The following is a 6,059-nucleotide window of genomic DNA, read 5'->3' as shown; positions in this document are numbered from 1 at the left end:
TTTTTTCGCCAGGTGCATGCCAATCGCGCCGCCAATGACCATCGCCAGCAGAATCCAGGCAACGTGACCGGTTTCAGGGCCAAAAATGGTCGCCAGCAGCGCAATCGCCATACCGCTGATGCCGAACAGGTTACCCTGTTTAGAGGTTTCATGTTTTGACAGCCCGGCCAGGCTGCAAATAAAGAGAATTGCCGCAACAATATATGCTGCTGTTACTAATCCGCCAGACATTGCTTATCCCTTAGTTCTTACGGAACATTTTCAGCATACGCTGAGTCACGGTGAAACCACCGAAAATATTAATGCTGGCAATCAGCACCGCGATAAATGACAGGAAGCTCACCCACCCGCCGTGGCCAATCTGCAACACTGCGCCAACCACAATAATGCCGGAAATGGCATTGGTAACCGACATCAGCGGTGTATGCAGCGCATGGCTGACGTTCCATACCACGTAGTAACCCACCACGCAGGACAGCGCGAAAACGGTGAAATGGGAAAGGAACGACGCAGGCGCAACACTGGCAAACCAGCCAAACAGAATGATGGCCAGCGCGAACAGCGCATATTTTCGCATCGGCGACGCAGGTTTGGCCTCAACCTTCTCCACTTTTGCCGCCGCCGGCGCGGCTTTTGGCGCAGCGGAAACCTGAATCGGCGGTGCGGGCCAGGTCACCTCGCCGTCGCGGATCACGGTAACGCCGCGGATCACCACGTCGTCGAAATCAATGGTGATTTCACCATTTTTCTCTTTGCACAGCAGCTTGAGCAGATTCACCAGGTTGGTGCCATAAAGCTGGGAGGACTGCGTTGGCAAACGGCTCGGCAGATCGGTATAGCCAATGATCTTAACGCCGTTGTCGGTAGTGGTAACGCGATCGGCAACGGTGAGCTCGCAGTTACCGCCGGTTTGCGCCGCCAGATCGACAATCACACTGCCCGGCTTCATTGCCGCCACCATCTCTGCGGTAATGAGCTTCGGTGCCGGGCGACCGGGGATCAGCGCGGTGGTGACAATAATATCCACCTCTTTCGCCTGTGCGGCGAACAGTTCCATCTCCGCCTTGATAAAGGCTTCGGACATCACTTTTGCATAGCCGTCGCCGCTGCCCGCTTCCTCTTCAAAGTCGAGCTCAAGGAACTCGGCGCCCATGCTTTTCACCTGCTCTTTTACTTCAGGACGGGTGTCAAATGCACGAACGATCGCACCCAGGCTGCCTGCGGCGCCCACGGCGGCAAGGCCTGCCACGCCGGCGCCGATCACCAGCACTTTTGCCGGCGGCACTTTACCGGCGGCGGTGATCTGTCCGGTAAAGAAGCGGCCAAACTCGTGAGCAGCCTCAACGATCGCGCGATAGCCTGCAATATTCGCCATTGAGCTGAGCGCATCAAGCGACTGCGCGCGCGAGATACGCGGCACCGCGTCCATTGACATCACGGTGACCTTACGCGCCGCGAGTTTTTCCAGCAGTTCAGGATTCTGCGCGGGCCAGATAAAGCTCACCAGCGTGCTGCCTTCGCGGGTTAGCGCAATCTCGGCGTCATCAGGCGCATTCACCTTCAGTACGATATCGGATTGCCAGACGTTGACGCTGTCGGTCAGCGTGGCGCCTGCGGCCCTGTAGGCGGCATCATCAAAGCTTGCCAGCGCGCCCGCTCCGCTCTCCACCGCCACGGTAAAGCCCAGTGCGATCAGTTGCTCAACGGTCTTAGGCGTGGCGGCGACACGCGCTTCGTTGAGCAACCGTTCTTTTGTAATTCCAATTAACATGTTTTTCCCTTTCACCAGAATTTAACGGCGTTCTCGTGAACGGCAGAGGCCGTCCGGTCTGTATCAAACTGTTTATAACCTACTGAAATTGTGTCTTGCGATCTACCCGCAGCCCGAGCGTTTCACAACATTTCATATAAAACTTCGAAGGCAAGTAGCAAATGCGCTATTTTTCGACTGAATTTTACCGTTCAGCACGCATATCCTGCTGTACCTTAAAACAACGTTTCAAAAAAAACACATGTCCAAAATCATTATTTAACAATGGATTAACGTTTTAAACGATAGGACTTATCGAATTCACTGTTTAAAAAGCGAAGCAGCATTGTGGATAGCAGCAAGCAGCAATTTACCCTTTTGCCGCACCGAATCCCCTGCACATATCGCTCAAAATGGCTGAGACAGAACTCATTATTACATGTAATATCCCGCTACTAATCTGTTACACATCAAGAGTCCGGCACGTTTATTACTCATTTTGGCGTAAGGCGAAGGATTATTTTTATGAAGCTGAAGAACACCCTTCTGGCATCAGCCCTGTTATCACTCACATCACTCTCCGCCTTTGCGGCACAGGAGCTGGCGCCCGAAAAAGCAGCATCGCTGAAACCGTTTGACCGCATTGCGGTTTCCGGCCGTTTTAATGCGATCAATGAAGCAAGCAGCGCCGTATCGAAACGTGCGGACGAGGCAGGTGCGGCTTATTACTACATTCAGAATATTAACGACATCAACGGTAACGGCGGCAACTGGCGCGTGGTGGCCGACTTGTATCATGCGGATGCGCCAACGGTATCGACTAAAAATCGCGATCGCGTCATTAATGGCGTGCGCGAGCTGACTAAGGAAGAAGCCTACAAGCTTGAGCCGTACGACACCGTTTCGATAAGCGGCTTTTACCGCAGCCAGCCGGACGTCAACGAAGCCATTACCAAAGCCGCAAAGAAAAAGGATGCGGCCTCCTTTTTCATTATTCGCCAGTTTGACGCCAACGGCGGCGGTAATCAGTACATCACTGCCTATATCTATAAATCTGATGCGCCAGAGCGTAAAACGCAGTCGCCAGACCTGATCCCTGCCGATTCACAGGCGGGTAAAGCCGCGCTGGCCACCGGCGGCGCGGCGGCGGCGAAAGTGCAGATCCCTGGCGTTGCCTCCTCCGAAACGCCAAGCAATAAAGTGGGCCGTTTCTATGAAACGCAGTCATCGTCCGGCGAACGTTATACGGTCAAAACGCCGAACGGCAAGAGCGTGCAGGAAGTGAGCGCGGTGACGGCGGCTCAGATGCAGCCTTTCGACAGCGTGACCTTTACCGGCCACTTCGGTTCGCCAACGGAAGTGTCTGAAGCCGTTGGCCGCGCCGCCATTGCGAAAGGCGCGAAGTATTACCACGTGACGCGTCAGTGGTCGAATCAGAGCGGTGGCAACCTTACCGTTTCTGCCGATCTGTTCAGGTAAGTCCCGGAGTGGCGGCCTGCGCGCCGCCGCTCCTGCATAGTTTCCGCATTAAAACTGCATAAACACGCAAAACTCACCCTCATTGCATTGCATCCCGGTATCACGCCTCGTAGAATCGCCAGCCTGTTCAGAGGATCTGATGACTCATTTCCGCTCATTTACGCATCAGCAGCCTTTTAACGTGTTGAAGCTGGTTGTTTATTCTGTTTCTGGAAGCCATTTTGGATAAAAAACTTGGTCTTACCGCGCTGACCGCGCTGGTTCTCAGTTCAATGCTTGGCGCGGGCGTGTTCAGCCTGCCGCAAAATATGGCAGCCGTTGCAGGCCCGGCCGCTTTGCTGATTGGCTGGGCGATAACCGGCGTGGGGATCGTGTTGCTCTCACTGGCGCTGATGCTGCTGACGCGTATCAAACCCGATCTCGACGGCGGCATTTTCACCTACGCCCGCGCAGGGTTTGGTGAGCTGACCGGTTTCTGCTCCGCCTGGGGATACTGGCTCTGTGCCGTGATCGCCAACGTCTCTTATCTGGTTATTGTGTTTTCCGCCCTGAGCTTTTTTACCGATTCGCCTGGGCACGTGGTGTTTGGCGATGGTAATACCTGGCAGGCAATGGTTGGCGCTTCGCTGCTGCTGTGGCTGGTTCACTGGCTGGTGCTACGCGGCGTTCAGACGGCGGCCAGCATCAATTTAGTCGCCACGCTGGGCAAACTTCTGCCGCTCGGTCTGTTTGTCGTGCTGGCGATTGCCGCCTTCAACCTTGATCGGTTCAGGTTCGATTTTTCAGGCATCCAGTTGGGCACGCCGGTCTGGCAACAGGTGAAAGATACAATGCTCATCACGCTGTGGGTTTTTATCGGCGTGGAAGGCGCGGTTGTGGTTTCTGCTCGCGCGCGCAATAAAAAAGATGTCGGGCGCGCCACGCTGCTGGCGGTGATCGCGGCACTGTGCGTTTACCTGCTGGTTACCCTGCTCTCTCTGGGCATTGTGCCGCGCGCAGCGCTGGCCGAAATGCGCAATCCTTCTATGGCAGGTCTGATGACCCGGTTGATCGGTTCATGGGGCGATGTGGTTATTGCGCTGGGGCTTATCGTTTCGGTATGTGGCGCCTATCTGAGCTGGACGATTATGGCTGCGGAAGTGCCGTTGCTGGCTGCGCAACTGGGCACATTTCCGCGTGCGCTGGCGAAGCAAAACGCCCGCGGGGCGCCCGCGGCCTCGCTCTGGCTGACCAATGGCAGCGTTCAGGTGTGTCTGGTTCTCATCTGGCTGACCAATTCGGATTACAACACCCTGCTCAATATTGCTTCTGAAATGATCCTCGTACCCTATTTTCTGGTGGGCGCTTATCTGCTGAAAGTAGCAAAAAAACCGGCGGTGAAGGCGGTGGCAACGGGAGCCAGCGCCTATGGCTTATGGTTGCTGTATGCGTCCGGCCCGCTGCAACTGTTGCTCTCCGTGGTGCTTTACGCGCCGGGTATTTTGCTTTTTTTGTATGCACGGCGCGGTGAGCGAAAAGATGTCAGGCTGAACGTTGCGGAAAAAATCGCCATGGTGGCGTTAATGGCAGGCGCCGTACCAGCGCTTTGGGTGCTGGTGCGCTAATGAGAAAAAGCGGCGACCTGTACGCGTAGCCGCTCGTTTTGTTGTTCAAGCTTCAGCGGCTTCACGTACTCTTCGCGGATGGCCTCAAGCTGAGGTTCCGACAAGGGATAAGGCAGCAAAATATCGAACTGTTCAACGTGCTGCTGCGCCGCCAGCGTTATCAGTCTGACGATATTGGTTTCGTCACTGAGCTGCGTTGAAATGATTTGCAGCGCTAACACTTTCAGCCGCTCCGAAGGCGAACGTGGCAGGTCGGGAGCGCTACGGGTTACCATGCCGAAAACGGGCATTACGCCATAAATAGCATCGACAAAACTCCAGCGCTTTTTGCAGGAAGCCGCAAGAAAATCAGTGTAATTCAGGCAGATTGCTTCACTTACTGGTGCAGCGGTCAGCTTTTTGTCAGACACGCTTTTGCTCCCCTGTTCGTTAAATATTTCCCTACAACCCTGCTAATATAATGGCATATTCTTCCGCGCTTATACTATATATCCGGCGTTATTTAGCGTAGGGGAATAGTGCTAAGGCCGGACAAAAGGTAATCTGGCTTACTTCTTTTCAGATAAACGCGCGTATGAACAGAATTGTATTTGTTGAAGACGACCCGGACGTAGGCGAACTGATCGCCGCCTACCTTAATCGCCATGATATCGAGGTGGTGGTGGAAAGCCGCGGCGATCGCGCTGAGGCGACCATTGCTGAAACCAATCCCGACCTGGTGATGTTGGATATTATGCTGCCCGGCAAGGATGGCATGACGCTGTGTCGCGACCTGCGTTCACAGCAAAAATGGACCGGGCCCATTGTGCTGCTGACCTCCCTCGACAGCGACATGAATCATATCCTGTCGCTGGAAATGGGCGCCAATGACTATATCCTCAAAACCACACCGCCTGCGGTGCTGCTGGCAAGACTGCGGCTTCATCTGCGTCAGGCAGGAAACACGACGGATATCGCGCCCGCCGTCAGCGGACAAAAAGAGCTGCGATTTGGCACCCTGCGCATCGACCCGCTTAATCGTCAGGTGCTGCTCAGCAACGACGTCGTTGCTCTTTCCACGGCGGATTTTGATCTGCTGTGGGAGCTGGCGACCCATGCAGGCACGATTTTAAACCGCGACGCGCTGTTAAAGACGCTGCGCGGCGTCAGCTACGACGGGATGGATCGCAGTATTGACGTGGCGATATCGCGACTGCGCAGAAAACTGCTGGACAGCGCCACCGAAC

At 54.9% G+C, this 6,059-nt stretch carries 6 protein-coding genes; 3 read left to right on the top strand and 3 right to left on the bottom strand.

Going from position 1 to position 6,059, the window contains the following annotated elements; translation table 11 throughout:
- Both GS12_RS21930 and pntA read right to left on the bottom strand, forming a co-directional pair.
- Positions 1 to 231: NAD(P)(+) transhydrogenase (Re/Si-specific) subunit beta (locus GS12_RS21930; RefSeq protein WP_034950940.1), on the bottom strand; the 231-nt coding region annotated here is incomplete at its 3' end.
- A gap of 10 nt (positions 232 to 241) precedes the next feature.
- Positions 242 to 1,771, bottom strand: coding sequence for a Re/Si-specific NAD(P)(+) transhydrogenase subunit alpha (gene pntA / locus GS12_RS21925; RefSeq protein ID WP_034914932.1), 1,530 nt, complete (start codon positions 1,769 to 1,771; stop codon positions 242 to 244).
- A 504-nt stretch (positions 1,772 to 2,275) separates the two neighbouring features.
- On the opposite strand from pntA, the gene ydgH reads away from it, so the two are divergent.
- Together ydgH and GS12_RS21915 are read left to right on the top strand one after the other, a co-directional pair.
- Positions 2,276 to 3,229, top strand: coding sequence for a DUF1471 family protein YdgH (gene ydgH, locus GS12_RS21920; protein ID WP_034950938.1), 954 nt, complete (start codon positions 2,276 to 2,278; stop codon positions 3,227 to 3,229).
- Positions 3,230 to 3,450: 221 nt separating this feature from the next.
- A complete protein-coding gene (locus tag GS12_RS21915) occupies positions 3,451 to 4,833 on the top strand; it encodes an amino acid permease (RefSeq protein WP_034950942.1) in 1,383 nt (460 codons plus the stop codon).
- Here the strand turns inward: GS12_RS21915 and GS12_RS21910 are convergent.
- Positions 4,830 to 5,243, bottom strand: coding sequence for a hypothetical protein (locus tag GS12_RS21910; protein ID WP_034950937.1), 414 nt, complete (start codon positions 5,241 to 5,243; stop codon positions 4,830 to 4,832). The two genes, GS12_RS21915 and GS12_RS21910, sit on opposite strands and share 4 nt — an antisense overlap.
- Positions 5,244 to 5,407: 164 nt before the next feature.
- Between GS12_RS21910 and rstA the strand changes: the two genes are divergently transcribed.
- On the top strand, positions 5,408 to 6,059 hold a 652-nt coding region (rstA, locus tag GS12_RS21905; RefSeq protein ID WP_034950935.1), incomplete at its 3' end, for a two-component system response regulator RstA.

Origin of the sequence: Erwinia oleae, assembly GCF_000770305.1 — a bacterium.
In the GTDB taxonomy this organism is placed as follows: Bacteria; Pseudomonadota; Gammaproteobacteria; order Enterobacterales; family Enterobacteriaceae; genus Erwinia; species Erwinia oleae.
This window is presented reverse-complemented; position numbering and strand designations above follow the sequence as displayed.